At 60.7% G+C, this 25,856-nt stretch carries 30 protein-coding genes; 21 read left to right on the top strand and 9 right to left on the bottom strand.

Annotated features, from left to right (window positions below; all coding sequences use genetic code 11):
* Nucleotides 1-14: 14 nt before the first annotated feature.
* The 4 genes from QRN60_RS03265 to coxB all read right to left on the bottom strand — a co-directional run bounded on the left by QRN60_RS03265 (nucleotide 15) and on the right by coxB (nucleotide 4,074).
* The gene (locus tag QRN60_RS03265) at nucleotides 15-146 is read right to left on the bottom strand and encodes a cytochrome c oxidase system small membrane protein (protein WP_003509137.1); all 132 of its coding nucleotides are present in this window, start codon (nucleotides 144-146) and stop codon (nucleotides 15-17) included.
* The gene (gene cyoE, locus QRN60_RS03260) at nucleotides 146-1,099 is read right to left on the bottom strand and encodes a heme o synthase (RefSeq protein WP_099085600.1); all 954 of its coding nucleotides are present in this window, start codon (nucleotides 1,097-1,099) and stop codon (nucleotides 146-148) included. The genes QRN60_RS03265 and cyoE overlap by 1 nt, the downstream gene beginning before the upstream one ends.
* A 393-nt stretch (nucleotides 1,100-1,492) precedes the next feature.
* Nucleotides 1,493-3,193, bottom strand: coding sequence for a cytochrome c oxidase subunit I (ctaD, locus tag QRN60_RS03255; protein ID WP_003509141.1), 1,701 nt, complete (start codon nucleotides 3,191-3,193; stop codon nucleotides 1,493-1,495).
* Between the two features lie 17 nt (nucleotides 3,194-3,210).
* The gene (coxB, locus tag QRN60_RS03250) at nucleotides 3,211-4,074 is read right to left on the bottom strand and encodes a cytochrome c oxidase subunit II (RefSeq protein WP_236773485.1); all 864 of its coding nucleotides are present in this window, start codon (nucleotides 4,072-4,074) and stop codon (nucleotides 3,211-3,213) included.
* A 432-nt stretch (nucleotides 4,075-4,506) separates the two neighbouring features.
* Between coxB and QRN60_RS03245 the strand changes: the two genes are divergently transcribed.
* The 5 genes from QRN60_RS03245 to QRN60_RS03225 all read left to right on the top strand — a co-directional run bounded on the left by QRN60_RS03245 (nucleotide 4,507) and on the right by QRN60_RS03225 (nucleotide 8,376).
* Nucleotides 4,507-5,031 carry an invasion associated locus B family protein gene (locus tag QRN60_RS03245; protein ID WP_003521101.1) on the top strand — a complete coding sequence of 175 codons (525 nt, stop codon included), beginning with the start codon at nucleotides 4,507-4,509 and terminating at the stop codon, nucleotides 5,029-5,031.
* Between the two features lie 81 nt (nucleotides 5,032-5,112).
* Nucleotides 5,113-6,528 (top strand): metalloprotease TldD, encoded by a 1,416-nt coding sequence (gene tldD / locus QRN60_RS03240; protein WP_129564574.1) that lies wholly within the window; start codon nucleotides 5,113-5,115, stop codon nucleotides 6,526-6,528.
* A gap of 227 nt (nucleotides 6,529-6,755) precedes the next feature.
* Nucleotides 6,756-7,193: a bleomycin resistance protein gene (locus QRN60_RS03235; protein WP_060726084.1), complete on the top strand. Its 438-nt coding sequence runs from the start codon at nucleotides 6,756-6,758 to the stop codon at nucleotides 7,191-7,193.
* Nucleotides 7,194-7,196: 3 nt separating this feature from the next.
* Nucleotides 7,197-7,862, top strand: a complete 666-nt coding sequence (locus QRN60_RS03230) for an HAD family hydrolase (protein WP_060722996.1) — start codon at nucleotides 7,197-7,199, stop codon at nucleotides 7,860-7,862.
* Nucleotides 7,863-7,998: 136 nt separating this feature from the next.
* Nucleotides 7,999-8,376 (top strand): hypothetical protein, encoded by a 378-nt coding sequence (locus QRN60_RS03225; RefSeq protein WP_060722995.1) that lies wholly within the window; start codon nucleotides 7,999-8,001, stop codon nucleotides 8,374-8,376.
* 56 nt (nucleotides 8,377-8,432) lie between these two features.
* On the opposite strand, the gene QRN60_RS03220 is transcribed toward QRN60_RS03225, so the two are convergent.
* Nucleotides 8,433-8,738, bottom strand: a complete 306-nt coding sequence (locus QRN60_RS03220) for a pyrophosphohydrolase domain-containing protein (RefSeq protein ID WP_060722994.1) — start codon at nucleotides 8,736-8,738, stop codon at nucleotides 8,433-8,435.
* A 154-nt stretch (nucleotides 8,739-8,892) separates the two neighbouring features.
* On the opposite strand from QRN60_RS03220, the gene QRN60_RS03215 reads away from it, so the two are divergent.
* On the top strand, nucleotides 8,893-9,672 hold the full coding sequence (locus QRN60_RS03215) for a sulfite exporter TauE/SafE family protein (RefSeq protein WP_165000560.1): 780 nt from the start codon (nucleotides 8,893-8,895) through the stop codon (nucleotides 9,670-9,672).
* 30 nt (nucleotides 9,673-9,702) lie between these two features.
* On the opposite strand, the gene pdxH is transcribed toward QRN60_RS03215, so the two are convergent.
* A complete protein-coding gene (pdxH, locus tag QRN60_RS03210) occupies nucleotides 9,703-10,323 on the bottom strand; it encodes a pyridoxamine 5'-phosphate oxidase (protein ID WP_107675191.1) in 621 nt (206 codons plus the stop codon).
* Between the two features lie 56 nt (nucleotides 10,324-10,379).
* Between pdxH and QRN60_RS03205 the strand changes: the two genes are divergently transcribed.
* The 4 genes from QRN60_RS03205 to QRN60_RS03190 all read left to right on the top strand — a co-directional run bounded on the left by QRN60_RS03205 (nucleotide 10,380) and on the right by QRN60_RS03190 (nucleotide 13,727).
* The gene (locus QRN60_RS03205) at nucleotides 10,380-10,829 is read left to right on the top strand and encodes an RT0821/Lpp0805 family surface protein (RefSeq protein ID WP_035213424.1); all 450 of its coding nucleotides are present in this window, start codon (nucleotides 10,380-10,382) and stop codon (nucleotides 10,827-10,829) included.
* A 211-nt stretch (nucleotides 10,830-11,040) separates the two neighbouring features.
* Nucleotides 11,041-12,153, top strand: coding sequence for a DnaJ C-terminal domain-containing protein (locus QRN60_RS03200; protein WP_129564575.1), 1,113 nt, complete (start codon nucleotides 11,041-11,043; stop codon nucleotides 12,151-12,153).
* Between the two features lie 131 nt (nucleotides 12,154-12,284).
* Nucleotides 12,285-13,103, top strand: coding sequence for an enoyl-ACP reductase FabI (gene fabI / locus QRN60_RS03195; RefSeq protein WP_003509163.1), 819 nt, complete (start codon nucleotides 12,285-12,287; stop codon nucleotides 13,101-13,103).
* Nucleotides 13,104-13,133: 30 nt separating this feature from the next.
* Nucleotides 13,134-13,727: a histidine phosphatase family protein gene (locus tag QRN60_RS03190; RefSeq protein WP_060722990.1), complete on the top strand. Its 594-nt coding sequence runs from the start codon at nucleotides 13,134-13,136 to the stop codon at nucleotides 13,725-13,727.
* 206 nt (nucleotides 13,728-13,933) lie between these two features.
* Here the strand turns inward: QRN60_RS03190 and QRN60_RS03185 are convergent, their stop codons facing one another.
* Entirely contained in the window at nucleotides 13,934-14,194 is a 261-nt protein-coding gene (locus QRN60_RS03185) for a DUF1344 domain-containing protein (protein WP_003509170.1), read from the bottom strand.
* A gap of 83 nt (nucleotides 14,195-14,277) precedes the next feature.
* On the opposite strand from QRN60_RS03185, the gene QRN60_RS03180 reads away from it, so the two are divergent.
* The 3 genes from QRN60_RS03180 to ribB are packed head-to-tail and all read left to right on the top strand — an operon-like array spanning nucleotide 14,278 to nucleotide 16,852.
* On the top strand, nucleotides 14,278-14,637 hold the full coding sequence (locus tag QRN60_RS03180) for a hypothetical protein (RefSeq protein WP_162266764.1): 360 nt from the start codon (nucleotides 14,278-14,280) through the stop codon (nucleotides 14,635-14,637).
* 5 nt (nucleotides 14,638-14,642) lie between these two features.
* The gene (aroC, locus tag QRN60_RS03175; RefSeq protein WP_080864301.1) at nucleotides 14,643-15,740 is read left to right on the top strand and encodes a chorismate synthase; all 1,098 of its coding nucleotides are present in this window, start codon (nucleotides 14,643-14,645) and stop codon (nucleotides 15,738-15,740) included.
* 11 nt (nucleotides 15,741-15,751) lie between these two features.
* Entirely contained in the window at nucleotides 15,752-16,852 is a 1,101-nt protein-coding gene (gene ribB, locus QRN60_RS03170; protein ID WP_065694894.1) for a 3,4-dihydroxy-2-butanone-4-phosphate synthase, read from the top strand.
* A gap of 246 nt (nucleotides 16,853-17,098) precedes the next feature.
* On the opposite strand, the gene QRN60_RS03165 is transcribed toward ribB, so the two are convergent.
* On the bottom strand, nucleotides 17,099-18,295 hold the full coding sequence (locus QRN60_RS03165) for a winged helix-turn-helix domain-containing protein (protein ID WP_060722987.1): 1,197 nt from the start codon (nucleotides 18,293-18,295) through the stop codon (nucleotides 17,099-17,101).
* A gap of 113 nt (nucleotides 18,296-18,408) precedes the next feature.
* Here QRN60_RS03165 and QRN60_RS03160 point away from each other — a divergent pair, with 113 nt between their 5' ends.
* The 7 genes from QRN60_RS03160 (at nucleotide 18,409) to dxs (ending at nucleotide 24,549) form a co-directional block, all read left to right on the top strand.
* Complete coding sequence (locus QRN60_RS03160) at nucleotides 18,409-19,089, top strand: energy-coupling factor ABC transporter ATP-binding protein (RefSeq protein WP_080865927.1); 681 nt, start codon at nucleotides 18,409-18,411, stop codon at nucleotides 19,087-19,089.
* A complete protein-coding gene (locus QRN60_RS03155) occupies nucleotides 19,086-19,718 on the top strand; it encodes an energy-coupling factor transporter transmembrane component T family protein (protein WP_080864302.1) in 633 nt (210 codons plus the stop codon). Before QRN60_RS03160 ends, QRN60_RS03155 begins: the two co-directional genes overlap by 4 nt.
* A gap of 5 nt (nucleotides 19,719-19,723) precedes the next feature.
* Nucleotides 19,724-20,287, top strand: coding sequence for a biotin transporter BioY (locus tag QRN60_RS03150; RefSeq protein WP_003503057.1), 564 nt, complete (start codon nucleotides 19,724-19,726; stop codon nucleotides 20,285-20,287).
* Between the two features lie 25 nt (nucleotides 20,288-20,312).
* Complete coding sequence (locus QRN60_RS03145) at nucleotides 20,313-21,248, top strand: histone deacetylase family protein (protein WP_060722985.1); 936 nt, start codon at nucleotides 20,313-20,315, stop codon at nucleotides 21,246-21,248.
* Nucleotides 21,249-21,250: 2 nt separating this feature from the next.
* Nucleotides 21,251-21,505, top strand: a complete 255-nt coding sequence (locus tag QRN60_RS03140; RefSeq protein ID WP_003503059.1) for an exodeoxyribonuclease VII small subunit — start codon at nucleotides 21,251-21,253, stop codon at nucleotides 21,503-21,505.
* 101 nt (nucleotides 21,506-21,606) lie between these two features.
* On the top strand, nucleotides 21,607-22,530 hold the full coding sequence (locus tag QRN60_RS03135) for a pirin family protein (protein WP_003503061.1): 924 nt from the start codon (nucleotides 21,607-21,609) through the stop codon (nucleotides 22,528-22,530).
* Between the two features lie 99 nt (nucleotides 22,531-22,629).
* Complete coding sequence (gene dxs, locus QRN60_RS03130; RefSeq protein ID WP_003503063.1) at nucleotides 22,630-24,549, top strand: 1-deoxy-D-xylulose-5-phosphate synthase; 1,920 nt, start codon at nucleotides 22,630-22,632, stop codon at nucleotides 24,547-24,549.
* Between the two features lie 42 nt (nucleotides 24,550-24,591).
* On the opposite strand, the gene QRN60_RS03125 is transcribed toward dxs, so the two are convergent.
* A complete protein-coding gene (locus tag QRN60_RS03125; protein WP_003503064.1) occupies nucleotides 24,592-24,954 on the bottom strand; it encodes a nuclear transport factor 2 family protein in 363 nt (120 codons plus the stop codon).
* Between the two features lie 107 nt (nucleotides 24,955-25,061).
* Here QRN60_RS03125 and QRN60_RS03120 point away from each other — a divergent pair, with 107 nt between their 5' ends.
* Complete coding sequence (locus QRN60_RS03120) at nucleotides 25,062-25,853, top strand: helix-turn-helix domain-containing protein (protein ID WP_060726073.1); 792 nt, start codon at nucleotides 25,062-25,064, stop codon at nucleotides 25,851-25,853.
* The last annotated feature ends 3 nt before the right edge of the window (nucleotides 25,854-25,856 follow it).

Genomic DNA, 25,856 nt, shown 5'->3' with positions numbered 1-25,856 from the left:
CCTCAATCAGCCCGTCAGTGCGAGCCGATCTTGATGATGGTGATGACGTAGAACAGCACCACCAGGCCGGCGAGCAAAACGCCGAGCGCAATGTTGCGCCCGCGTCTCGATTTTTTCTGAGCCGCGCTCAGTTCCACCGTTTCCATCACAGGACTCCCGACATGACGGCATTGAGGGCCGGCGCGAAATGATCGGCCAGAAGGCCGGAGAAGATGGCGAAGAGATAAAGCACCGAATAGGCGAACATCTTCTTGGCCGGCAGCATTTTCTCGTCGCCCTCAGGCATGCGCCGGACATCGAACGAACAGTAGACGAAGATTGCGCTCAGCACGGCTGCGAAAATGCCGTAACCGGCGCTCGCCAGACCCGTGAAATAAGGCGCAACAGCCGCAGCCGCGGTCAGCACCGCATAAACGATCATCTGGTTCTTGGTAGAGCGTTCGCCCGCCACATTCGGCATCATCGGAATGCCGACGGCACCGTAATCACGCATCTTGAAGAGCGCCAGCGCCCAGAAATGCGCCGGTGTCCACAGGAAGATGATGAGGAACAGGATGATGCTGTCAAGCGAAACGCCGCCGGTGACGCAGGCCCAGCCGAGCATGGGCGGGAAAGCGCCAGCGGCACCGCCGATGACGATGTTCTGCGGCGTCGAGCGCTTCAGCCACATCGTATAGACGACGGCGTAAAAGAAGATGGTGAAGGCAAGCAGTCCGGCCGAGAACCAGTTGACCGCAAGACCGAGAATGACCACCGAAAAGGCCGACAGCGTCAAACCGAAGGCCAAGGCCTCGCGCGGCGCGATACGGCCCGACGGGATCGGCCGCTTTGCGGTGCGGCTCATCACGGCGTCGATATCGGCATCGTACCACATGTTGAGCGCGCCGGACGCGCCGGCGCCGACGGCGATGCAGAGAATGGCGATGATGCCGAGCACCGGGTTTATTTCGCCCGGCGCCAGCACCAGGCCCGCAAAGGCCGTGAAGACGACGAGCGACATGACGCGCGGCTTCAGCAACTCGAAATAATCGCGCGCGCCGGCTTCCGAAAGTTCGGAGCCCTTCACGCCCAGCATGTCGCGATTGTCGATAATGCTCATTTCCTGTCCTGTTTTCCTTCAGGCGCCGCCTGTCGCGACATCCCCTGCACCGGCCCGAAAACGAATGTGATTTCCGGCATGCGCGATGCGTCAATTCATTGGTCCGAACGTTCCGGCATGGGCGGCATCCGGAAGAACCGATACCATTTGCCCGGCCCTGTGACCGCGCCCATCCCGCCATTCGTCTGCGCTGCTCATTCATAAAGGCCAGACTTGGCATTTATCACGTCCGGGGCATATATCATGTCGGACGATATGCTTCGCTTGGACAAAATGTCACGCGGCAACGGGCATTCCCGCCTCAAGGAAACGGCGCTGACCAAGGCCGTACCGTCCCTTGTTTTTGAGCGTCCGGAATTTGCGAGTCCTGCCCGCGCCTTCCGGGGCCGCGCATCAGCGAATGCGCGGCAGCTGTTCCCACTGGTGGTAAGGCGGCGGCGAAGACAGCTGCCATTCGAGCGTGGTCGCACCCTCACCCCAGGGATTGTTGCCGGCGATCCGCTTCTTGGCGAAGGCTTCCCAGACGCCGAAGAGGAAGATACCCACGGCAACGGCCGAGATATAGGAACCGTAAGAAGACACCAGGTTCCAGCCGGCATAGGCATCGGGATAATCGATGTAGCGGCGCGGCATGCCAGCGAGACCAAGGAAGTGCTGCGGGAAGAAGATCAGGTTCACGCCGACGAACATGACCCAGAAATGCAGCTTGCCGATGAACTCGCTGTACATGTAGCCGGTGATCTTCGGGAACCAGTAATACCAGCCGGCGAAGATCGCGAAGACCGCACCGAGCGACAGCACGTAGTGGAAGTGGGCGACGACGTAATAGGTGTCGTGCAGCGAACGGTCGAGACCGGCATTGGCGAGCTGCACGCCGGTGACGCCACCGACGGTGAACAGGAAGATGAAGCCGATCGCCCAGACCATCGGGGTCGAGAAGGTCAGCGAACCGCCCCACATGGTCGCGATCCACGAGAAGATCTTGATACCCGTCGGCACCGCGATGACCATGGTGGCGAAGACGAAATAACGCTGCGCTTCGAGCGACAGGCCGACCGTATACATGTGGTGGGCCCAGACGATGAAGCCGACGGCGCCGATGGCGACCATGGCGTAAGCCATGCCGAGGTAACCGAAGACTGGCTTCTTGGAGAAGGTGGACACGATGTGGCTGATGATGCCGAAGCCGGGCAGGATCAGGATGTACACTTCCGGGTGACCGAAGAACCAGAACAGGTGCTGGTAGAGGATCGGATCACCGCCGCCTTCCGGCGAGAAGAATGCCGTGCCGAAGTTGCGATCGGTCAGAAGCATGGTGATGCCGCCCGCCAGAACCGGCAGGGAAAGCAGCAGCAGGAATGCGGTGACCAGAACCGACCAGGCAAACAGCGGCATCTTGTGCAGCGTCATGCCCGGAGCGCGCATGTTCAGGATGGTGGTGATGAAGTTGATCGCGCCGAGGATCGAGGATGCGCCGGCAACGTGCAGCGAGAAGATCGCAAGATCCACCGCCGGTCCGGGCATGCCGCTGGTCGATAGCGGCGGATACATGGTCCAGCCGCCGCCGACACCATAAGCGCCCGCCGGGCCTTCGACGAAGAGCGACAGGAGCAGCAGGATGAAGGCCGGGACGATCAGCCAGAAGGAAATATTGTTGAGGCGCGGGAAAGCCATGTCAGGAGCGCCGATCATGATCGGGATCATCCAGTTGGCGAAACCGCCGATCATCGCCGGCATGACCATGAAGAAGATCATGATGAGCGCGTGCGCTGTCGTGAACACGTTGAACATGTGCTTGCCGCCGTCGATGGCAGCGTCGCCCTCGAAGCCGTAAACCATGGAGGCCAGACCGTGGAAGATCTGAATGCCCGGCTCCTGCAGCTCCATGCGCATGACGACCGACAGACCGCCGCCGATGATACCCGCCATGATGGCGAAGATCAGGTAGAGCGTGCCGATGTCCTTATGGTTGGTGGACAGGAACCAGCGGGCGAAAAAGCCCGGCGTATGGGAATGATGCGCATCATGCGAATGATCGTCATGTGCGGATTGACCATGCGAGTGATGATCGTCGTGTGCGGAAGGTCCAGCCATTGTCGTCACTCCAGGTCTCAGTTGGCTTCGTTGGCGGCAACGTCAACGGTGCGCAGAGCGCCGTCGACGGAGGCCATCAGCGCCCGGTTCGCGCCGTTCAGGTCTGAAGCGGCGGCGGCGTGCCAGGCGTTGTACTGCTGTTCGGAAACCACCCGAATGGCGATCGGCATGAAGGCGTGGTCCTTGCCGCAAAGCTCGGAACATTGGCCATAATAGAGGCCTTCCTTCTCCGGCTTGAACCATGTTTCGTTGAGGCGGCCCGGAACGGCGTCGATCTTGACGCCGAAAGCAGGCATGGCGAAGGCGTGGATGACATCCGTCGGAGCCGCCGTCACCAGAAGGCGAACGGTCTTGCCGACAGGAACGACCATTTCATTGTCTACCGCAAGAAGACGCGGATAGCGGGCCTTGTCCTCCTTGCCCGCAGCAGCGCGATCCTGCTCTTTCAGCAGATAGCTGTCGAAGGAGAGCGGCTCGGCGCCCTCTGCGGCGGCATATTCATAGCTCCACAGCCATTGCGTGGCGGTCGCCTTCAGCGTCAGGTCCGGGTTTTCCGGCTGCGTCAGCTGCGCGTTCAGAAGATTGAACGAGGGGAAAGCGAGGAACAGGAGAATGAGAACCGGCGCCAGCGTCCAGACAACCTCGATCGCCGTGTTATGGCTGGTCTTGGAAGCCACCGGATTTTTCGCGGCGCGGAATTTCAAGGCAACGATGATGAGCAGCGCAAGAACGAAAAGCGTAACCGGAACAATGAACCACAGTGTATATTGTTCAAACCAGCGTATTTCGTGCATGATCGGCGTGGCGGCCTCCTGCATGCCCATTTGCCAATGCACCGGCTGATCGGCGTGGGCGCCGACAGCCGTGAGCAGACAGGTCATCCCCGCCAGTGCTGCGTAAATCCTATTCCTCACGGTACCCTCTCCCTCACGCGTCTGATCTAGATCAATCACAGACGCAGAATCCATGCTAATGGTACTAACTTCAAACCACAGTTTGTCCTCTGCCGCAATATGCGTCGGGACACGGATATGCCCCAATTTTGCCATTGGTCAATCCACAGGCGACTTTCCCGCACCCTGTGTCTGAGCCGCCCCGCCGAACGCGATTTCGAACAGCCCAAATGCGACAAAGCCCCGACTTCCAGTCGGTTCCACCGCCGGATAACGAATGACGTGCCGGGCAAATCAGACGCCCATACAGGCGGTCAGGTCCTATTTCCGCCCAACTCCGCTGGAATTGAAGCCCTGAGGCTTTTTTTTCCGGATTATGGCGTCAAAATAGCCGCACTGATTCGAATCCCAGAGGTATCCATGCGTCTTTCCCCGCTCGCGCGCACTTTTCTTGCCGCCGCCGGTCTTGCCATCATCGCCCCCGCTGCCGCAGCGCTGGCGCAACAGCAGCCGCCCGGCACGCCGAAGTCGACGCATGGCGCATGGTCTGTCATCTGCGACAAGCCGGCGGGTGCATCCGAAGAACAATGCGCCCTCATGCAGAACGTGATTGCCGATGACCGCCCGGAAGTCGGCCTTTCGGTGGTGGTGCTGAAAACCGCCGACCGCAAGTCGCGCATCCTGCGCATCCTCGCGCCGCTCGGCGTGCTTTTGAAGGATGGCATGGAGCTCTATATCGACAATAATAATATCGGCCGCGCCTATTTCACCCGCTGCTTCTCCGAAGGCTGCTACGTGGAAGTGGATATTGACGACGAGCTCTTGAAGGTTCTGCGCGCCGGCAAGAATGCGGTTTTTGCGCTGCGCGAAGCCGTTGATCAGGATCGCGTGGGTATTCCGATCGAGCTTTCCGGCTTTGCCGAGGGCTACGACGCGCTTCCCTGAAGCCTGACATTACGGGACAGCCTTGCGTCCGTCGGCTCCAGTGCCTAAATCGGTCATGAACGATAATGACTGGAGCCTCCCATGACCGACGATCTTGTAAAACTCTTCGATTGCGACGAAACGCAATTGCGCAAGCTCGTCGGCGAGGCGCTCGCCGGCGCTGACGATGGCGAACTCTTCATCGAACATGCCCAGGCCGAATCGCTGACCTTCGACAATGGCCGGCTGAAGGGCGGCTCCTTTAACACCGATCAGGGTTTTGGCCTGCGCGCCGTTGCCGGTGAAACGGTGGGCTATGCCCATGCGGGCGAGCTTTCGCAAAGCGCACTGAAACGCGCTTCGGATGCGGTGGGTGCGGTTACCAGAGGTTATTCCGGTTCTTATGCCGCAGCACCGCATCGCACCAACAAGAAGCTCTATGGCGACGAGAACCCGATCGGCAGCCCGAGTTTCGAGGAGAAGGTGAAACTTCTCACCGATATCGACGCCTATCTGCGCGACAAGGACCCGAATGTCCGGCAGGTGACGGCGACGATTTCCGCGAGCTGGCAGGTGGTGGACATCCTGCGCGCCGACGGACATCGCGTCAGCGATATCAGGCCGATGACCCGCATCAACATCTCCGTTGTGGCGGGCGAAGGCGACCGGCAGGAAAGCGGCTCCTACGGCATTGGCGGCCGTGTCGGCTTCGGCGATTTCATCACCACGGAAAACTGGCAGCGCGGTGCGGATGAGGCGCTGCGTCAGGCGCTCGTCAATCTCACCGCCATCGATGCGCCGGCTGGCACCATGGATGTGGTGCTTGGCTCCGGCTGGCCGGGCGTGATGCTGCATGAGGCGGTGGGCCATGGCCTCGAGGGCGACTTCAACCGCAAGAAGACCTCCGCCTTTGCCGACCTGATGGGCGAAATGGTCGCCGCCCCCGGTGTGACCGTGGTGGATGACGGCACCATCGACAGCCGCCGCGGCTCGTTGACGATCGATGACGAAGGCACCCCATCGGGATATAATGTGCTGATCGAGAACGGCAGGCTGGTCGGCTACATGCAGGACCGGCAGAACGCCCGGCTCATGGGTGCGACGCCCACCGGCAACGGCCGCCGGCAGGGTTATGCCTATGTGCCGATGCCGCGCATGACCAATACCTACATGCTATCAGGCGACAAGACGCCGGAAGAGATCATAGCCTCGGTCAAAAAGGGTATCTATGCCGTTTCCTTCGGCGGCGGTCAGGTGGACATCACCTCGGGCAAATTCGTGTTCGGCTGCACCGAGGCCTATCTCATCGAGAACGGCAGGATCGGCGCGCCGGTGAAGGGCGCGATGCTGATCGGCAACGGACCGGACGCGATGAAGCGTGTTTCGATGATCGGCAATGATTCCAAACTCGACACCGGCATCGGCAATTGCGGCAAGGCCGGACAATGGGTGCCTGTCGGCGTCGGCCAGCCGCATCTGCGCATGGATCAGATCACCGTCGGCGGTACGAAGGCGTAAATCTCACGCCCAGGAACGTGGGTTGGCTGGATTCCTGTGACGGCACAGGAATGACTGGAGGAAAATTGCGGGACACCGGAGGCTGAGCCTGCCGCGACAATCTCAGCCCGCAGCCTCACACATGGCTGCCATGATGAGGTTTCCTCTGGCGTGCAGCCGGGAAGACGGTAAGATCAGCCCGTGCCGCAGGCCATCTCCCATCCCGGGCCTGCGCGGCAAAGGAGACCATGACCATCATACGAAATGCCCTCGTTCCTGAAATCGCCGTCAGCGACTGGCAGAAAAGCCGCGCCTTTTATTGCGACCTGATCGGTTTTCATGTGGTCTATGAGCGCCCCGAAGAGGGCTTTACCTATCTGGCGCTGGGGGATGCCCAGCTGATGATCGACCAGATCGGCGCAACCCGGACATTCGTGACGGATAATGCCGCGCTTGAATTTCCGCTCGGCCGCGGCATGAACCTGCAGCTCGCCGTTCCCTCCCTGCAACCCATTCTTTTCCGGCTGGAGCGATCCTCGATCGACCTCGTGATGCCGCTGGAGGAAAAATGGTACAGGCGCGGCACGGTCGAAGTGGGCAACCGGCAATTCATCGTCGCCGATCCCGATGGTTACCTGATCCGCCCTTTCGAGAGCCTCGGCGAACGCCCTTTCCGGTTCGGTTAAGCCATGTTGCCCTTTCTTCCGCAGGCCGTGGTGTTCGACATGGACGGATTGCTGATCGAGAGCGAGAGGCTTTATCGCGATTCATTTCTGGCGGCCTCGGATGAAGGCGGCCATGGCATGAAGGTCGAAACCTACCAGAAGGTGTGCGGCAGCCCGTGGGATGTCATTACCGGCACCATCTTTGCCGATTATGGCGCGGATTTTCCGATCGACAGCTTCCGCGACGCCTGGCTCCGGCACCTTGGTGTGATGATGGCTGATGGCGTGGCGCTGAAACCGGGCGTCATCGACATTCTCGATCTTCTCGACCGGCTCGATATCCGCCGCGCCATCGCCACCTCGTCGCGGCACGATTCGGTGACGCGCCATCTCGGCCCCCACGATCTTCTCAGACGTTTCGATACCGTCGTCGCACGCGGCGACTATACCGAACCCAAACCCGCGCCCATGCCCTATCTGACCGCAGCCCGGCGTCTTTCGCTCGATCCGGGCCGCTGCCTTGCGCTGGAGGATTCCTATTCAGGCGTACGCTCAGCCACATCGGCGGGCATGTTGACGATCATGGTGCCCGATGTCGCGCCGCCGACCGAGGAAATGCGGGAGAAGTGCATAGCCGTTTCGAGCGACCTTCACGCCGTGGCAAGCCTTCTGCAAAAGGCACGGGCCTGAGCGAGATGAAGAGCGGGCTGAAAGCGCGGAGCCGTCACATGTCCTTAGCCATTTGGCGTCATGATGAGGCGCATGCAGGCTCAAACGCCGCTATTGGCCGAGCGCCTTTGTCGGCGCATCCATAACCGGGGTGATCATGCCGCCTGTTGCCCTGTCGCTCGCGACGCTGATCCTGCTGATTCTGTCCTTATTCCAGATTGCGCTTGCAGCCGGCGCGCCTTTCGGACGCCTTGCCTGGGGCGGCACGCACCGGATATTGCCTGTCCGACAAAGAATTGCCAGCGCGGCTTCGCCGCTCATTTATGCCTTTTTCGCGTCCTTTCCGCTGCAAAAGACGGGCTATGTCGACGTCTTGCCATCCGGCTGGATCGAACCCGGCATCTGGATCATCGCCTGTTATCTCGCGGTGAGCGTTGGATTGAACGCAATGTCGAAAAGCCGCCCCGAGCGGCTGGTGATGACGCCTGTGGCTGCCGCTCTTGCGATCCTGTTCTTTATCATCGCCTTCTCCTAGTCGCACCCCACTAGAGGCGCGATACCGCAAGGATCAAGCCGCCGTTCGACGGTTCGTCAGGCCCCTGGCCTGAAACGCCACTTACGCTCGATCGCTCCTTCAATATCGAGACCGTTATAATGGGCCAGCAACAGCACATGGCCGAGGAGATCGGCGGTTTCGTCGGCCAGATCCCGCTTCATCTCCTCTTTGCTCCTGCCCTTAATGCGCCCCCGTCCTGTCAGCCGGTTCCAGGCCTGTGTGACCTCGCCAACCTCTTCCTGAAGCTTCAGCATGTACCAGTCCGGGTCGCGGAATATTCCGTTTTCAGCGGCATATTTTTGCGAGGCCTCTTCAAACCGAGGCATCATGTCAGCAAACATTTGTTCATCCTTTGTTCATGCGCTACAACTCTAATCACGATTCTTTGACGGCGTCGACCCGTCAGGGCGTCATGCAGCCATGAACGGAAATTTCCGCGACCTGTGCGTGCAAGCGAGATAGAAAAAAGATATTCGAACAACCGTGCCATCGCCCATGTCCCACCTCGATTTTTTCTCATCCCTCATCACCGCCCATAGTCCGACGCTGCTGGCGATGTTTGCGGGTGCGGCGTTTCTCGCCGGTCTCGCCCGCGGCTTTTCCGGCTTCGGCGCAGCGCTGATTTTCATCCCGCTTGCCAGCGCCATCGTCGGGCCGCGCGTCGCCTCGGCGGTACTGCTGGTGGTGGACGGCGTCCTGACGCTCGGCATGATACCGCCCGCCTTTCGCATGGCGGACCGGCGCGAGGTCTTCATCATGGCGGCAGGCGCCTTTGTCGGCATACCGGTCGGCACCCTGCTGCTTTCAAAGGGGGATCCCTTGACCCTACGCTGGCTCATCTCCGGCGTGGTCGTGGTGCTGCTCTTATTTCTGGTGTCCGGCTGGCGTTACAGCGGCCGGCCGAAAACGCCGCTCACCCTCTTTACCGGACTTCTGGCCGGGCTGTTTTCGGGCGCTGCGCAACTGGGCGGTCCGCCCGTCGTCGCCTATTGGCTGGGCGGAGCGCTGAAAGGCGCTTTCGTGCACGCCAATGTCATTCTTTATTTCGCGGTTTCGACGGTGTTTTCCATCGCCAGCTATTTCGTCAGTGGCCTGTTTACCGTCGATGTCTTCGTGTTTTTCCTGCTGGCATTGCCTTTTTACGGCGCGGGTCTTTATGCCGGCGCGCGACTGCACGGGCTTGCGGACGAAGCGTCGTTCCGGCGCATCTGCTATGGGCTGATCGCCATTTCCGCGATCATCGGCCTGCCGCTGTTTGATTCGCTGCTGAAATAGGCAGGCCGCGATGGCCTGCCCCGAAGGCGATTACGGATACATGCGGACCTTGGACCATGCACCGTCAGGCGTCTCGCGACGGAATTCGATGCGGTCGTGCAGGCGGAACTTGCGGTCGTGCCAGAATTCGATGCTGAGCGGACGAATGCGGAAACCGGACCAATGGGACGGGCGCGGAATCTCGCCGATGGCATATCTGGCGGTATATTCGGCGACCGCCTTCTCCAGCGCGAAACGGCCCTCCAGCGGCCGAGACTGCTTGGAAGCCCAGGCGCCGATGCGGCTGCCGCGCGGGCGCGAGGCGTAATAGGCATCCGCTTCCTCGTCGCTCACGATCTCCACCTCGCCGCGCAGGCGCACCTGCCGGCGGAGACTTTTCCAGTGGAAACACATGGCCGCTTTTTTCTGGCCAAGGATCTCCTGTCCCTTCTGGCTTTCAAAATTCGTGTAGAAAACAAAGCCGCGATCGTCGACGCCTTTCAGCAGCACCATGCGCACATTCGGCAGGCCATTTTCGTCCACGGTGGCAAGCGCAACCGCGTTCGGATCGTTGATTTCGGAAGCCGTTGCGTCCTTCAGCCATTCGGCAAAAAGCGTGAACGGTTCATTTTCTTCCGTGAAGTCACTGGATGTTAACCCCGTTTCCGACATATTGACTAAAATGCTCCCGAGCTGATTTGGACCCCAGAGATGATCTCTGGTGAAAGATGGTGACCGTCATAGCAAAGTCGAACAGTCGAACAAAGGGCCTCCTTTCGTCGGTAGCGGAAGTTTCCGCTGTCGTGTCAATGCTCGTGGTGCTGAGCGGCTGCGTCAGCCTCGATCTGTTCGGCGGCGACAAGGTCGACCGCTCGCTTTCCACGGCCTCCGTTCCCAACCAGCCGAACAATGCGCCGCAGACGGACGATGCGACGATCCGCAATGCGGTAACCTCGGCCGATCTCGCCAAGCTCGCCGACCAGCCGCTGCCCTGGGCCAATGCGGCCACCGGCAGCGCCGGTGTCGTCACCGCCATTCACGAAGACAAATCGAGCGGTTTCGTCTGCCGCGCTTTCAAAACGACGCGTCACTCCTTCGAGGGTGTTGCGAGCTATGCCGGACAGGCCTGCCTGTCGGAAACCGGCGAATGGCTGCTGACCCGCTTCGAACAGAAATAATCTGTTTACCCTGCCACAGGGAATAGAGCCGGCCTGCGTGCGGCGCGCTTCCTCCGTAAAGGAGTGATTAGCAACTTATTGCAACAGTCGACGTTGATTAAACCGAGGGCGTGCAGGCGAATGATCGCGGGCAGCCCTTTTCGGAGGGGTTAGTTTCAGGATTGCGCCATGAAGGGCGGCAGCGCCTGAGCCAACGTAACTGGTGTTTCGCATGCGCGATCCATATTCGATCCTCGGCGTAAAACGTGACGCCCGCCACGAGGAAATCAAGGCCGCCTGGCGCACGAAGGCGAAAACCGTCCATCCGGACGCCAATCGCGACGATCCCGATGCCTCGGCGCGATTCGCCGAGATCGGCCAGGCCTATGATCTCCTCAAAGATCCCAAAAAGCGCGATCTCTACGATCAGGCCCGCAGGGCCGCCGAAAAGAAGCAGCGCGGCGAAACCATCATGCAGCAGCGGGAAGCCGCGCGCGAGGCCGCAGAGCGCGCCAAGGCGGCCGAAAAGCTGATGGAAGAACTGGCCCGCGCCGATGCCCGCAACCGGGCGCAGACCGGCCAGAAAACCGACGGCAAGGCGGAAACCGCCGAAGACATCGTCGAGCGGATTTTTGGCGCCGAGGCGCAGAACGATCCCAAGGTGCAGCAGGCTGCGGAAGCGGCAAAGGCTGCCGCGAGCGCCGCAAAAGGCGATATGCCTGCGGCCGGCGAGACCACGCCCGGCGCTGGCGATGACCGGACCGCGCCCGCCTCACTTGCCGTCAATCTCTTCAATGCTCTCGTGCGCCGGTTCCGCACCCCGCAGCCGGCCCCCGAAAAGGCGCCTGATATTACCGCGGAAGCCACCGTCACGGTCGCCGATCTGCTGGAGCACAGGTGGATTACCGTGCCGCTTGCCGACGAACGCGACGTTCGCTTCCAGCTCGAAGCCGGCATGACGGACGGGCATGTGGTGCGGCTGAAGGGACAGGGGCTGAAGCTTCCCAACACGGCCCGCGGCGACCTTGCCGTGACATTGCTGACCGCACGTGAGGACGCGTTTTCCCTTCGTGGTTTCGATATTCACACAACGCTGCCGATATCGCTCAGCGACGCGGTTCTGGGTTGTGAAACGAAAGTCGCGACTCCGCTCGGCGAGGAAAACATCACCATTCCTGCCTGGTCCGGTTCGGACCGCGTGCTGCGCCTCGCCGGCAAGGGCCTTGCCGACGGCAAGGGTGGACAGGGCGATCTCGTCATCGAATTGCGCATCGTCCTGCTCGAAAAGCCGGATGAGAAAGTGACCGACCTGATGCGGCACATGCGCGAAGGCCTTTATTTGTGAAAGTTTTGCGAATAGCCGGGACAACGCACCCTTTGTTACGTTCCCTAACAGTTGATGATCTTTGGCAATCTTGAACAGGATTGCAGCCTATGCCATAGGCAGGACCGATCAAAAGTATTAGGGAGCACAAAATGGCTCAGGCATCCGGTCTTATGGCTGGCAAACGCGGCCTCATCATGGGTGTCGCCAATAATCGTTCCATCGCTTGGGGCATTGCCAAGGCTTGCGCAGACGCAGGCGCGGAAATCGCACTCACCTGGCAGGGCGACGCATTGAAGAAGCGCGTCGAGCCGCTGGCGCAGGAACTTGGCGCCTTCATGGCCGGGCACTGTGACGTGACCGATCTCGAGACGATCGATGCGGTTTTTGCCGGGCTGGAAAAGCACTGGGGCAAGATCGACTTCGTCGTGCACGCCATCGCCTTTTCCGACAAGGATGAGCTGACCGGCCGTTACCTCGACACCAGCCGCGACAACTTCAACCGCACCATGGACATTTCCGTCTTCTCGCTGGCGGCTGTGGCCAAGCGCGCGGAACCGATCATGAATGACGGCGGCTCGATCATCACGCTGACCTATTACGGCGCCGAGAAGGTCATGCCGAATTACAACGTGATGGGCGTGGCCAAGGCTGCTCTCGAGGCCAGCGTGCGTTATCTCGCCGTCGACCTCGGCAACCGCGGCATCCGCGTCAACGCCGTTTCCGCCGGCCCGATCAAGACGCTTGCGGCTTCCGGCATCGGCGACTTCCGTTATATTCTGAAGTGGAACGAATATAATGCGCCGCTGAAGCGCACCGTTTCCATCGAGGAAGTCGGCAAGTCGGCGCTTTACCTGCTGTCCGACCTTTCCACCGGCGTGACCGGCGAAATCCACCATGTCGATTCCGGTTACCACACCATCGGCATGAAGGCCGTGGATGCGCCTGACATTTCGGTGGTGAAGGACTAAGCCTGCGAAGTTTGAAAACGGGGTATCGCCTTGCTCGTCTATGTGATCCGGCACGGACAAACGGACTGGAATGCGATACGCCGGCTTCAGGGCCAGAAAGACATTCCGCTCAACGATTTCGGCCGCCAGCAGGCGGTCGGTAACGGCAAACTCCTTGCGCATCTGCTGGGAGAACAGGCCACGGACTTCGATTATGTGGCAAGCCCGCTCGGGCGCACACGCGAAACCATGGAACTGATGCGCGCGGCGATGGGCCTCGATCCGCTCGCCTATCGCACCGACGATCGCCTGATCGAAGTTTCCTTCGGCGACTGGGAGGGACAGACCCTGCCGGAGCTGAAAAAAGAATTCCCGGACCGGGTGAAGGCGCGCAAGGCCAACAAGTGGGATTTCATTCCCCCCGGCCAGGATGCCGAAAGTTACGAAATCCTCTCCTGGCGCATCGGCGCATGGCTTTCCTCCGTTGAGGTTCCGACGATCTGCGTCTGCCATGGCGGCGTGATCCGCTCGATCTTCCGGCTGGTATCAGGCATGGACAAGGATGAGGCGTCGCGAACGCAGATTCCGCAGGACCGGATTTTGAAGGTCGAGATCAACAGGAACAGTGCGGAGTGGATTTCGTGAGGGGCATGGGTCACCCCCTCTCCCGTCATTCCGGCCCTGAGCCGGAATCCAGCCAGCCCAAGTCCTTGGGCTGAAAAGATTCATCCCGCCGCGCAGACACGCGTCGGCTGGATGCCGGATCAAGTCCGGCATGACGGAAATGTTGGTGCTTCCCGAACAAGTTTACAGAGGTTCGCCCCGTCACAGGCAAAGCCGCAACCGCAGCCTTACTCAACGACCTGAAGATCGTCGACCACGCGTTTGCCATCCACTTCCGTGTAGAAAACCACGACCTTCACGCCCGCTTTCAGACCTTCGAAATTGAACTCTTCCGGTACGCGATAGGTCTTGCCGTCGTTGAGCGTAATGCTCAGCCCATTCGCATCGATCTTGCTGATCGTGCCTTCCACATCGACGCTCTGCGCGAAGCTGTTGATGGGCATCAAAAGGTTGGTGGCGGCCAGAAGGGCGGCAATCATCATACGCATCGATCTAGCTTTCGTGGATTTGCGTGAAAACCTTACATGCATGAAGAATTGCCTTTCGAATGTGGCGGAAATTGCCCGCAACCATGACATTTTCGGCCCAATTGATGAACGGATTTGGGATCGCGTTCAAGCCGTTAGTGATTTTTACACCGCATTTCCCGGCAATATTGGAAAACTCGGGATTAGCGTGGAAAACGACGGCGCTTTTACATTTTCGTCATCCCGGAAAAACCTCGTCTTCCCGCGAATCAATCAGGCGATACGATCCATTTATTGATGAAACACGCCGTTCCGGCCCCGGCCGCGCCGCTGTGGACGGTGCGTCACCTCCTTATCGGGCTTGCCGTGAAAGAAAGGCTTTTGCCTTGCCCGGATTTTCCACTAAGACAAATCCGCTTGTTTCAAACGGCGCTGTCCACAGGCGCCCTGTTTTCCGGTTTTGAGAACTATGTCGCATAACAGTTTCGGTCATCTTTTCCGTGTTACCACCTGGGGAGAAAGCCATGGGCCGGCACTTGGCTGCGTGGTGGATGGCTGCCCGCCCGGCATCCGCTTCACCCTTGCCGAGGTGCAGCACTGGATGGACAAGCGCAAACCCGGCCAGAGCCGCTTCGTGACCCAGCGGCGCGAAGATGACATCGTCAAGGTTCTCTCCGGCGTGATGCTGGATGAGGACGGCGAGACGATGATAACCACCGGCACGCCGATCTCCATGCTGATCGAAAATACCGACCAGCGTTCCAAGGATTACGGCGAGATCGCCAAACGTTTCCGCCCCGGCCATGCGGATTTCACCTATGATCTGAAATACGGCATTCGCGACTATCGCGGCGGCGGACGTTCCTCGGCACGCGAGACGGCGGCGCGTGTCGCCGCCGGTGCGATCGCCCGCAAGGTGGTGCCGAGCCTCAATGTGCGTGGCGCGCTGGTGCAGATCGGCAAGCACAAGATCAACCGCGACAACTGGGATTGGGATCAGGTCGACCAGAACCCGTTCTTCTGCCCGGATGCGGCCATGGTGCCAGTATGGGAAGAATATCTTGACGGTATCCGCAAGGCCGGCTCCTCCATCGGCGCCGTTATCGAAGTGGTGGCGGAGGGTGTTCCGGCCGGTATTGGCGCCCCCATTTATGCCAAACTCGACCAGGATATCGCCTCAAACCTGATGTCGATCAACGCCGTCAAGGGTGTGGAGATCGGCGAAGGTTTCGCCTCCGCCGAGCTTTCCGGCGAGGAAAATGCCGATGAGATGCGCATGGGCAATGACGGCAAGCCGATCTTCCTCTCCAACCATGCCGGCGGCATTCTGGGCGGCATCGCGACCGGTGAACCTGTCATCGCGCGCTTCGCCATCAAGCCCACCTCCTCCATTCTGACGGAGCGCCTGTCCATCGATACCGACGGCAATAATGTCGATGTGCGCACCAAGGGGCGCCATGACCCCTGCGTCGGCATCCGCGCCGTGCCGATCGGCGAAGCGATGATCGCCTGCACCGTTGCCGACCATTATCTGCGAGACCGCGGCCAGACCGGCCGGCTGAAATAAGGGGGACCGCCATGGCCTATGACCAAAAACGCGTTGTCGACGCCATTCGCGCTTTCGAAGCAGGCGAAATCGTCGTCGTGACCGATGATGACGACCGAGAGAATGAAGGCGATCTGATCATTTCGGCGGTGCATTGCACGGCGGAAAAGATGGCTTTCATCGTGCGCCACACCTCCGGCATCGTCTGCGCGCCCATGCCGCGCGAAGAAGCCAAGCGGCTGAACCTCAACGCCATGGTGGCGGAAAATGATAGCGCGCACACGACGGCCTTCACCGTCAGCGTCGATTTCAAGCACGGCACCACGACGGGCATTTCCGCCGATGACCGGACGCTAACCGTGCGCAATCTCGCCAATCCCAATGTCGGGGCTGCCGATTTTACCCGGCCGGGCCACATCTTCCCGCTGATTGCCCGTGAAGGTGGCGTCCTGATGCGCTCCGGCCATACCGAAGCGGCGGTCGATCTCTGCAAGCTTGCGGGCCTGCCGCCCATCGGTGTCATCTGCGAACTCGTCAATGATGACGGCACCGTGACGCGCGGACCGCAGGTCACCGCCTTTGCGGAAAAACACAAGCTGAAGCAGGTTTCCGTCGCCGACCTCATCGCCTATCGCCAGCGCAAGGAAACGCTGGTGGAGATGGAATCCTCCTTCACCATCGAAACGCCGTTCGGACCGGCCAAGGCGCAAACCTATTCCCTGCCCTGGGACCGGATGCAGCATATGGCGGTGATTTTCGGCGATATCAGAGACGGTGTCGACATTCCCGTTCGCCTGCACCCGGAAAATGTCGCCGACGACGTGTTCGGCGACCGCCAGCCGGTGCAGCACTATATGCAGAAGATTGCCGAGGAAGGCCGCGGCGTCATCGTCTATCTGCGTGAGGGCTCCGTCGGCGTCGGCCAGGTGGCCGGCCGTCGCAAGGCGCGTGATCCCGACGAGGCGCATGCGCAGGCCCGCTCACGTGAAAACGAATGGCTGGAAATCGGTCTCGGTGCGCAGATCCTCAAAGACCTCGGCATCAGCTCGATCAAGCTGATGACGACACGCGAGCGTCATTATGTCGGCCTGGAAGGCTTTGGCATCAAAATTTCGGCGACGGATATCGGGTGATTTAGGGGCTTCGCGAGAGCGCTTCGGCTTGGCGCGCTCTTCGCCCGTTCGGCGTCATCCTCGGCTTTGTGCCGAGGATCCATCCCGCAGTTCCCGACGTGACACGCTTGAGATGTTCCGGACACGTGAAGTCATGATCCCGGAAGCCATTGTCTCCGCGGCTTGTGGATCCTCGCCTCAAGGGCGAGGATGACGTCGAGTGTGGCGGCGCTCGCCACTACATTCAGGCACCGCGAAAAGACACCTTCATTTGTCCTCCCGCCAGCCCTCCAGATAATTCACGCTCTCAACCCCGGTAAACTTCGCAAGCCGCGATAGTTCCGCGTCGAGCTTTTCAAGCCGTCCTGCTGAGGCGCGCACGCCAGGCTCCAGCCACAGGCGGCGCACATCCAGCGTGCCGCGCTTGCGATCCGCCTTCATGTCGATGCGGCCGATCATCCGGTCGCCCTCCAGAAGCGGGAAGACATAATAGCCATATTGCCGTTTCGGCTCGGGCACGAAGACCTCGATGCGGTAATAAAAGCCGAACAGCCGTTCCGTGCGGTTTCGGTCGCGCAACAGCGGATCGAAGGGGCTGAGGACACGGACGCGGGCGGAGGGTTCCGGTACATCCGTCAGGTCGGCGGTGAAATCGGCAAAGGCAAAAGACGGGCGGGCGGTGTCTCCGTCGCTGGAGAGAAGCGAAACCTCGCAGAGTTCATCGCGATGGCTCTTGACCCAGTCCCTCGCCTCCTGCGGGGTGACGAGATCGAAAAAGGCGGCGATTTCGCCATGGGTGGCGAAACCCAGCCGCTTCAGCGCTTCGCGGCAGGCCCAGTCGACAAATTCGGCGTGCTCCACCTCGGTTTCGTGGTGCTCGCCGGGAATGACACGCTCGGCGAGATCATAGACCTTCTGGAAATTCACGCGGCCGGATATGGCGAGCTTGCCGGTGTGCCATAAATATTCGAGCGCCGTCTTGGAGGGATGCCAGTTCCACCAGCCGCCGGACTGATGCCCCTCCTCCTTCAGCTCCCGCGCCAGAACCGGGCCGGTGGCGGCGATGCGCTCCAGCGTTTCGCCGAAAGCGGCATCGAAGCCCTCTCCATGCCATTTGCGCCAGCGCTCCTGAATGATCGGCTCGCGGCGGCGGAAGCGGTGTTTCCAATAGGGGTAAAACTCCGTCGGTACGATGGAAGCGTCATGCGTCCAGTGCTCGAAAAGCGCGCGGTCCTTTTCCAGCAGCGTGGTCAGATGGTCACGCCTGTAGGTCTGGTTGCGTGAGAAGATAATCTGGTGGTGGGCGCGCTCCACGGTGCCGATGCTGTCCACCTGCACAAAACCGATATCGGTGATGAGCTGCAGCAGGCCATCCTTGGAAAGCGCCTTGCCGGGCGGGGAGCAAAGCCCCTGCCGCGCCAGAAAAATCCGCCTTGCCGCTTCGTTCGAAACCTTGATCGTCATGGCGCAAAAGGTATGACGGCTTTCTCAGGATTGCAATGTTCTTTTTTTGTTCCTTGTTTCACTTCTGTTGATGACGGGGTATAGAACCGGAAAACGAGCGCGAGGATGCAAGCTTGGAAATCCGTTTCGATGCCGCCGGTGTCGCTTTCGAGGGCCGGCAGGCCCTGCAGCCGCTGTCTGTGACATTGACGGAACGGCGCATCGGCGTGATCGGCCTCAATGGTTCCGGCAAGACCACCTTTGCCCGGCTGATCAACGGGCTGAACAAGCCGAGTGCGGGCAAGGTTTCGGTGAACGGTCTCGACACCGTGAGCGACGCCAAAGCGGTCTTGCAGACGGTCGGCTTCATCTTCCAGAATCCGCAGAACCAGATCATCCTGCCGATCGTGCGCGACGATGTCGCCTTCGGCCTCAAGCGGCTCGGCATCGGCAGGGCGGAAACCGAGAACCGGGTGAAGGCCGTTCTTGCGCGGCTCGGCATTCCCCATCTGGAAGAGCGGCGTGCGCATGAGCTTTCCGGCGGAGAACTGCAGCTTGCAGCGCTCGCCGCCCTTCTGGTCACCGATCCGCAAATCCTCATTCTCGATGAACCGACCAACCAGCTCGATCTGAAAAACCGTACTATCGTTGAAAAAACCATGGCAGCGCTGTCGCAGGCGCTTGTTGTCATCACCCATGACCTGTCGCTGGTTGCAGGCTTCGACCGCGTGCTGGTTTTCCATGAAGGCGCGCTGGTTGCCGATGCCGGCCCCGAAGAGGCGGTTGCGCATTATCTGGAGGTGGCATCGCGATGAAATCGCTGCACGTCGAAGGCACCGGCTGGCTCTACCGCGTCTCGCCGCGCGTCAAGCTCCTGACGCTTATGGGCTTCAGCATCGCGCTGTTCCTCACCCGCGATCTGCCGCTTCTGGGATGCGCCGTGGTTCTCGCCGCCGCCATCCTGCGAGAGACACGCCTGCCCTTCCACGAGATCGGCCTTCGGCTGCGGCCGGTGATGCTGACCATCTTCCTCGTCGCCGGTTTCAGCTATCTCCTGCTTCCAGCCCATGATGCGAGTGTCAATCTTCTGCGGCTGACGGCGCTGGCGCTGCTTGCCACCGCCGTCACCATCACCGTCAGCATTTCGCAATTCATGGACGAGATTACGCGTGCCGCGGCCCCCCTGGAACGGCTGGGGCTGGTCAAGGCCGCCGATATCGGACTTGCCGTCGGTCTGGTGGTGCGGTTCGTGCCTGAGATCGTCAACCGCTACCATGCGGTGCGCGATGCGCACCGGGCGCGCGGCCTGCCGGTGCGCATGGCCACCATCATCGTGCCGCTCGTCATTATGACGTTGAAGGATGCCGATGCCATCGCCGACGCCATTGACGCGCGCGGTTTCAGAGGCCAAAGCTTGCGGCCAGATAACCATCCGGAGTTTTGAGCGTCATGACGACCCGCGACCTTGTGCTGATTTCGCTGTTTTCCGCCATCATCATCGCACTCGGGCTTCTGCCGCCGATCACGCTCGGTTTCATTCCGGTGCCGATCACCGCGCAGTCGCTCGGCGTCATGCTGGCAGGCGTCGTCCTCGGCGCAAAGCGCGGTACGCTCGCGGTTCTCCTGACAATCCTGATTGCCGCCATCGGCCTGCCGGTGCTTTCGGGCGGACGCGGCGGCCTTTCCATCTTCACCACGCCGACGACGGGCTTCCTGATCGGCTGGATCGCGGCGGTTTTCGTCACCGGCACGCTCTCGGAAAAACTCGTCAATCGCAGCCAGTCTGCCCTTACACAGGGCATCGGCTTTTTCATCGCCAGCCTGATCGGCGGCGTGATCGTGCTTTATGCTTTCGGCATCACCTATCTGGCGCTGGTCGTCGGTCTTGGTTTCGAAAAGGCCTTCATGGGTTCGCTCGCCTTCATTCCGGGCGATGCGCTGAAGGCCGTGCTTGCGGCGCTGGCCGGCCGCGCCGTGATGGCGGGTTATCCGCTTCTGCCGCAGCGCGCCTGAACACACTTTCTTCGGGAGGAAAAGAATGGCGACGCGTTTATACGAACATCCGATCTTCCTGGAGCATATCACGCCCGAAGGCCACCCCGAGCGGCCGGATCGCCTGCGATCTCTGAACATCGCGCTCGAACATCCGAATTTCGAGCGCCTGATCCGCAAAGAAGCGCCTCAGGCCAATGAAGACGCGGTGTTGCTGGCGCATCCGGAGGAGCACCTGCTTGCCGTCATGCGGCAGATCCCTGAAGAGGATGGCGAGATCAACCGCGTCGAGGCCGACACTTATGTATCACGCAAAAGCCTGCAGGCGGCGCTGACCGGCATCGGTGCGGCCATGGCGGCGGTGGACGACGTGTTTACCGGCGCTGCCGACAATGTCTTCGTCGCGGCCCGCCCGCCCGGCCACCACGCCGAAACAGCCAAGGCCATGGGTTTCTGTCTTTTCAACAATGTGGCAATTGCCGCCCGCCATGCGCAGAAGGCGCACGGGGCAGAGCGCGTCGCCATCATCGACTGGGACGTGCATCACGGCAACGGTACGCAGGATATTTTCTGGAACGACACATCAGTGCTGTTCTGTTCCACCCACCAGATGCCGCTTTATCCGTGGAGCGGCGACAAAAACGAAACCGGCGTGAAGAACAACGTCGTCAACGCCCCGCTTTCGCCCAATACCGGCAGCGAATATTTTCGCGAGGCGTTCAAATCCCGCGTCCTGCCGGCCATTGCCGATTTTTCGCCTGACCTCATCCTCATCTCCGCCGGTTTCGACGCGCATCACCGCGATCCGCTGGCGCAGATCAATCTGGTGGGTGAGGATTTCGACTGGGCGACGGGCCGGCTTCTGGAAATGGCCGATAAATACGCATCGAACCGGGTCGTCAGCCTGCTTGAAGGCGGTTATGATCTGGAAGGGCTGGCGGAATCGGCAGCCATGCACATATTGAGAATGATGAAGGGTTGAAAATGACGGAAAATGCCAACACAGCCGATGTCAGCGGTTATTCCTTCGAAAAAGCCGTCGCCGAGCTGGAAAGCATTGTCGCACGCCTGGAGCGCGGAGACGTGGCGCTGGACGAATCCATCGCCATCTACGAGCGTGGCGAAGCCCTGAAGAAGCACTGCGAAACGCTGTTGAACGCTGCGGAAAAGCGAATCGAGAAAATCCGTCTCGATCGCGCCGGAAAACCGCAGGGCGTCGAGCCTCTCGACGGCGAGTAAACACGTCCTGTTGAACGGTGTGACGCTGCGTTCACCATTACGGCGCTCCCACCCCGTTCCGTTCGTGCTAAGCTTTCGTGTAACGATACGAGGAGCTTGCGATGTCCTTTTTTCCCGGTAACGATCCCGTCGCGGGTGATGCCTTTGCCTGCGACGCCATCGAGAACCTCATCATTCCGCGCACCAGCGATATTGGCGGCTTTGCGGTGCGCCGCGCCTTGCCGACCCGACAGCGTCGTCTCGTCGGCCCCTTCATTTTTTTCGACCGCATGGGACCGGCGATCCTGAAGGCTGGTGAGGCGCTGGACGTCAAGCCGCATCCGCATATCGGGCTTTCCACCGTCACCTATCTGTTCGACGGCGAAATCAAGCATCGCGACAGTCTCGGCACCGAACTCGTCATTCGCCCCGGAGACATTAACCTGATGACCGCCGGGCGCGGCATCGTGCATTCGGAACGCACGCCGGAAAACCTGCGCGGCCATCCGCTTTCCATGTCCGGCCTGCAGACCTGGCTTGCCCTGCCCGACCATATGGAAGAAATCGCCCCGGCCTTTGCCCATACCGCCAAGGAAGACATGCCGCTGATCGATATCAAGGGCGCTTCCGGTAGGGTGGTGATCGGCGAATTCGAGGGCCTTACCTCCCCCGTTTCGGCCTTTACCGATACACTTTATGTCGATCTGACGCTGGAGCCGGGAGTGAAATTTCCCTTTTCCGCCGATCATGAGGAACGGGCGATCTATATTCTCTCCGGTTCGCTCGATGTGGCAGGCGATATCTTCGCCGCCGACCAGTTGCTCGTCTTCCGGCCGGGTGACGACATCACGCTTCAGGCCGGCAGCAATGGCTGTCACATCATGATCTTTGGCGGGGCGGCGCTCAATCAGCGCCGCTACATCTGGTGGAACTTCGTTTCGTCATCAAAAGAACGCATAGAACAGGCCAAACAGGAGTGGAGAACCGGACGCTTCGATATCGTTCCCGGCGACGAAGAAGAGTTTGTCCCTTTGCCGGAAGGTTGAAATTCTATAGAAGTGTACGACATGCAGGAATGGACCGTCGGCTTTCCCTATGAAAGACGCTCTGGCGCCCCCTGCTGACCACGAGAAAAGGCCGAACGATTGACCGGAATGCCCCAGACCCCATTGCTCGACCGGGTGAATTTTCCCTCCGATCTCAAGGAGATCGACGATCGCGACCTGCCGGAACTGGCACGGGAACTGCGCGACGAGATGATTGACGCCGTGTCGAAGACCGGTGGCCATCTGGGTGCCGGCCTTGGCGTGGTGGAATTGACGATTGCCATCCACAAGGTCTTCAACACGCCCGAGGACCGGCTGATCTTCGACGTCGGCCACCAATGTTACCCGCACAAAATCCTGACCGGCCGTCGCGAGCGCATCCGCACGCTGCGCCAGGAAGGCGGCCTTTCCGGTTTCACCCGGCGGGCCGAAAGCGAATATGACGATTTCGGCGCCGGCCATTCCTCCACCTCCATTTCCGCCGGTCTCGGCATGGCGGTGGCAGCGGGTCTCGACGAAAGCGACCGCAAGGTCATCGCCGTCATCGGCGACGGTTCCATGTCTGCCGGCATGGCGTTCGAGGCGCTCAACAATGCAGGCGCGCTCGACGCGCGGCTGATCGTCATCCTCAACGACAACGACATGTCGATTGCGCCGCCGACCGGCGCGATGAGCGCTTATCTCGCCCGTCTCGCCTCCGGGCGCACCTATATGGGTTTCCGTGATTTCGGCAAGAAACTGACCGCCTATCTCGGCAAGACCATCGACCGCGCCATTACCCGCGCCGTGACCCATGCGCGCGGCTACGTGACCGGTGGCACGCTGTTCGAGGAGCTCGGCTTCTATCACATCGGCCCGATCGACGGCCATTCCTTCGACCACCTGCTGCCTGTTCTGCGCAATGTGCGCGACAACCAGAAAGGCCCTGTCCTCATCCATGTGGTGACGCAGAAAGGCAAGGGTTATGCGCCGGCGGAAGCGGCTGCGGACAAATATCACGGCGTCAACAAGTTCGATGTCATCACCGGCGCGCAGGCGAAAGCCAAGCCGAATGCGCCGAGCTATACCAGCGTCTTTGCCGAAGCGCTGATCCAGGAAGCGACCCTCGACGACAAGATCATCGGCGTCACCGCCGCCATGCCGAATGGTACCGGCCTCGACAAGATGGCCGAGCTTTTCCCGTCCCGCACCTTCGATGTCGGAATTGCCGAACAGCACGCTGTCACCTTCGCGGCGGGGCTTGCGGCTGACGGCTACAAGCCGTTCTGCGCGCTTTATTCCACCTTCCTGCAGCGTGGTTACGACCAGCTGGTGCATGACGTGGCGATCCAGAGCCTGCCCGTACGTTTCCCGATCGACCGCGCCGGGTTCGTCGGCGCTGACGGACCGACCCATGCCGGCTCCTTCGACACCACTTTCCTCGCCACCCTGCCCGGTATGGTGGTGATGGCGGCGGCCGACGAGGCCGAACTGAAACATATGGTACGCACGGCAGCGGCCTATGATGAAGGCCCGATTTCCTTCCGTTACCCGCGCGGCGAAGGTGTGGGCGTCGAGATGCCTGCACGCGGTGAAATCCTTGAGATCGGCAAGGGCCGCATCATCAAGGAAGGCACCAAGGTTGCGCTGCTCTCCTTCGGTACCCGGCTTGCGGAATGCCTTGCAGCCGCCGAAGATCTTGATGCCGCCGGACTTTCGACGACCGTTGCCGATGCGCGCTTTGCCAAGCCGCTCGATCTCGATCTCATCCGCCAGCTTGCGGCCCATCACGAAGTGCTGGTGACGATCGAGGAAGGCTCAGTCGGCGGTTTTGGCGCGCATGTGCTGCATTTCATGGCAAGCGCCGGATTGCTCGACCACGGCCCCAAGGTCCGGACGCTGACCCTGCCCGACCAGTGGGTGGAGCAGGCCAAGCCCGAGACCATGTATGCCAATGCCGGCCTCGACCGGGCCGGCATCGTGTCCACCGTGTTCAATGCGCTCGGCCAGCGTCAGGCCGGCGTCGGTTTCGCCGGCTGACAAGATTGCCGGGACGGGAGGCGGGACTATCCCGCCTCTGCCTCAGGATGCCGCGCCATCGAGAAAACCGACGACGTTTTCGATCCTCCCCTCGGCATCACGGCTGACGACATCGGTACCGCCGGCCACATCGTCCCCGTCAGGCGAAATGAGACGCCATGAGAAACGGGTGAAGTCGCCGTGGCCATCCGGAGTGCCGGCAAGAACGAAACGATATCCCGGAAATTTCTGCCGCGCCGCCTCGATCATCGCGGCAATTCCCTGCTGCCCCTCGCCCTGCATCAGCGGATCGACGTAACGCGTATTTTCCGACCACGCCTGACCGACGAGATGCCTGCGGCGTTCATTGTCCTCCTCGTTCCAGACCGCGAGATAGGTTTCGGCGATTGCGAGATGCTGCGTCATGATTGCGCTCCTTGTGGTTGACGGCCCAAACATGACGGGTGTCGGGAAGCGGAACAATTACCTCGGAGGTAATCGCATTGCCGATATCTTCTGCTAGGCTGCGGGGCATGACGCATCATCGAGAACATGTCGGCCAAGTGCTGAAGGAATGGCGTGCCCGCCGCAGGTTGAGCCAGCTCGATCTGGCGATTGAGGCGGAAATATCGGCGCGCCATCTGAGCTTTGTGGAAAGTGGGCGATCATCCCCCAGCCGCGACATGCTCGCGAAACTGGCGGAGCAGCTTTCGATGCCCGCCCGCGCCGCCAACCGGCTGATGCTGGCAGCGGGTTATGCGCCTATCCATTCCGAACGGCCGATGGATGCGCCTGATATGACGGCGGCCCGGCAGGCCGTCGAAACCGTGGTGCATGGGCATATGCCCTTCCCCGCCCTTGCCGTCGACCGGCACTGGAACGTCGTTCTCGCCAATGGGGCGATCACATCGCTTCTGGCCGGTGTTTCCGAGGAACTGCTTCGCCCGCCGCTTAACGCCTTGAGGCTGAGCCTGCATCCGCAGGGTTTGAGTTCGCGCATCGTCAATCTCGCCGAGTGGCGTCATCACCTGCTGGAACGCCTGCGCCGTCAGGTCGAGGAAACGGGAGACGAGGTGCTTTCTCGGCTGCATGCGGAGCTCGCGGCCTATCCCGCGCCAAAGGCCTCGTCCCATGCCGGAGCCGATCCTCTGGCCATACCGCTCCAGCTCCGTGATCCCTCTTCGGGCAGCATATTGAGCTTCATTTCAACCACCACGGTTTTCGGAACGGCGACAGACGTCACACTGGCCGAACTCGTGCTGGAGTGTTTTTACCCCGCCGACGCGGCAACCCGCGAAGCACTGATGCAAGGCGCCAAGGAGTAACAC

Source organism: Agrobacterium sp. CFBP2214 (genome assembly GCF_030209895.1).
In the GTDB taxonomy this organism is placed as follows: Bacteria; Pseudomonadota; Alphaproteobacteria; order Rhizobiales; family Rhizobiaceae; genus Agrobacterium; species Agrobacterium radiobacter.
Note: the sequence above shows the minus strand (reverse complement) of the source record. Positions and strands in the feature narration are given on the sequence as shown.

Bases quoted from the DNA above. Each gene is read 5' to 3' on its own strand.
- QRN60_RS03265 (WP_003509137.1), bottom strand. From the start codon at position 146: ATGGAAACGGTGGAACTGAGCGCGGCTCAGAAAAAATCGAGACGCGGG.
- cyoE (WP_099085600.1), bottom strand. From the start codon at position 1,099: ATGAGCATTATCGACAATCGCGACATGCTGGGCGTGAAGGGCTCCGAA.
- ctaD (WP_003509141.1), bottom strand. From the start codon at position 3,193: ATGGCTGGACCTTCCGCACACGACGATCATCACTCGCATGGTCAATCC.
- coxB (WP_236773485.1), bottom strand. From the start codon at position 4,074: ATGACCTGTCTGCTCACGGCTGTCGGCGCCCACGCCGATCAGCCGGTG.
- QRN60_RS03245 (WP_003521101.1), top strand. From the start codon at position 4,507: ATGCGTCTTTCCCCGCTCGCGCGCACTTTTCTTGCCGCCGCCGGTCTT.
- tldD (WP_129564574.1), top strand. From the start codon at position 5,113: ATGACCGACGATCTTGTAAAACTCTTCGATTGCGACGAAACGCAATTG.
- QRN60_RS03235 (WP_060726084.1), top strand. From the start codon at position 6,756: ATGACCATCATACGAAATGCCCTCGTTCCTGAAATCGCCGTCAGCGAC.
- QRN60_RS03230 (WP_060722996.1), top strand. From the start codon at position 7,197: ATGTTGCCCTTTCTTCCGCAGGCCGTGGTGTTCGACATGGACGGATTG.
- QRN60_RS03225 (WP_060722995.1), top strand. From the start codon at position 7,999: ATGCCGCCTGTTGCCCTGTCGCTCGCGACGCTGATCCTGCTGATTCTG.
- QRN60_RS03220 (WP_060722994.1), bottom strand. From the start codon at position 8,738: ATGTTTGCTGACATGATGCCTCGGTTTGAAGAGGCCTCGCAAAAATAT.
- QRN60_RS03215 (WP_165000560.1), top strand. From the start codon at position 8,893: ATGTCCCACCTCGATTTTTTCTCATCCCTCATCACCGCCCATAGTCCG.
- pdxH (WP_107675191.1), bottom strand. From the start codon at position 10,323: ATGTCGGAAACGGGGTTAACATCCAGTGACTTCACGGAAGAAAATGAA.
- QRN60_RS03205 (WP_035213424.1), top strand. From the start codon at position 10,380: ATGGTGACCGTCATAGCAAAGTCGAACAGTCGAACAAAGGGCCTCCTT.
- QRN60_RS03200 (WP_129564575.1), top strand. From the start codon at position 11,041: ATGCGCGATCCATATTCGATCCTCGGCGTAAAACGTGACGCCCGCCAC.
- fabI (WP_003509163.1), top strand. From the start codon at position 12,285: ATGGCTCAGGCATCCGGTCTTATGGCTGGCAAACGCGGCCTCATCATG.
- QRN60_RS03185 (WP_003509170.1), bottom strand. From the start codon at position 14,194: ATGCGTATGATGATTGCCGCCCTTCTGGCCGCCACCAACCTTTTGATG.
- QRN60_RS03180 (WP_162266764.1), top strand. From the start codon at position 14,278: ATGACATTTTCGGCCCAATTGATGAACGGATTTGGGATCGCGTTCAAG.
- aroC (WP_080864301.1), top strand. From the start codon at position 14,643: ATGTCGCATAACAGTTTCGGTCATCTTTTCCGTGTTACCACCTGGGGA.
- ribB (WP_065694894.1), top strand. From the start codon at position 15,752: ATGGCCTATGACCAAAAACGCGTTGTCGACGCCATTCGCGCTTTCGAA.
- QRN60_RS03165 (WP_060722987.1), bottom strand. From the start codon at position 18,295: ATGACGATCAAGGTTTCGAACGAAGCGGCAAGGCGGATTTTTCTGGCG.
- QRN60_RS03155 (WP_080864302.1), top strand. From the start codon at position 19,086: ATGAAATCGCTGCACGTCGAAGGCACCGGCTGGCTCTACCGCGTCTCG.
- QRN60_RS03150 (WP_003503057.1), top strand. From the start codon at position 19,724: ATGACGACCCGCGACCTTGTGCTGATTTCGCTGTTTTCCGCCATCATC.
- QRN60_RS03145 (WP_060722985.1), top strand. From the start codon at position 20,313: ATGGCGACGCGTTTATACGAACATCCGATCTTCCTGGAGCATATCACG.
- QRN60_RS03140 (WP_003503059.1), top strand. From the start codon at position 21,251: ATGACGGAAAATGCCAACACAGCCGATGTCAGCGGTTATTCCTTCGAA.
- QRN60_RS03135 (WP_003503061.1), top strand. From the start codon at position 21,607: ATGTCCTTTTTTCCCGGTAACGATCCCGTCGCGGGTGATGCCTTTGCC.
- QRN60_RS03125 (WP_003503064.1), bottom strand. From the start codon at position 24,954: ATGACGCAGCATCTCGCAATCGCCGAAACCTATCTCGCGGTCTGGAAC.
- QRN60_RS03120 (WP_060726073.1), top strand. From the start codon at position 25,062: ATGACGCATCATCGAGAACATGTCGGCCAAGTGCTGAAGGAATGGCGT.